Origin of the sequence: Ramlibacter sp. WS9, from assembly GCF_003797765.1 — a bacterium.
In the GTDB taxonomy this organism is placed as follows: Bacteria; Pseudomonadota; Gammaproteobacteria; order Burkholderiales; family Burkholderiaceae_C; genus Ramlibacter.
In genome coordinates this window covers 1-493 of the sequence record NZ_RKMB01000131.1, presented here as the reverse complement: position 1 = coordinate 493, position 493 = coordinate 1, and the positions used below count along the sequence as shown (strand labels likewise).

Sequence of the window (493 nt, the reverse complement as noted above, 5' to 3'; positions counted from 1 at the left end):
GGGCTGGGAGAGCAACCGGATCGCCCGCGAGGTGCTGGAGCTGGCCGGCGGCCGGGTGCTCGGCGAGAAGTACGTGCACCTGGGCGGCACCGGCTTCGCCGAGGCGATTCCCACGCTCATGGGCCAGGCGCCCTCGTTCGTGCTGAACAACCTGGTGGGCGAGTCCTCCTACGCCTTCCTGCGCGAGCTGGACGCCGCCTGCGCGCAGGCCGGCATCCGCCTGCCGGTGCTCAGCTGCAACCTCACCGAGGCGGAGCTGGGCGAGGTCGGCGAGCGGCCGAACCTGCGCCTGCTGTCCTGCGGTCCGTTCTTCGAGAGCGTGCATGCCGAATTCAGCCGGTGCCAGCAACTGGTGCACGGGCTCGACCGCTGCTCGCACTACTACACCGGCGCCTACGTGGCGGTGCACGCCTTCGCCGAGGCCCTGCAGCACACCGGCAGCGACGCGCCCGAGGTGATCTGCGACTACCTCTACCGGCATCCGCTGCCCGGC

At 71.2% G+C, this 493-nt stretch carries 1 protein-coding gene; it reads left to right on the top strand.

Annotated elements, in window-relative coordinates:
• Nucleotides 1–493: transporter substrate-binding protein (locus tag EEB15_RS33295; protein ID WP_141514260.1), on the top strand; the 493-nt coding region annotated here is incomplete at both ends.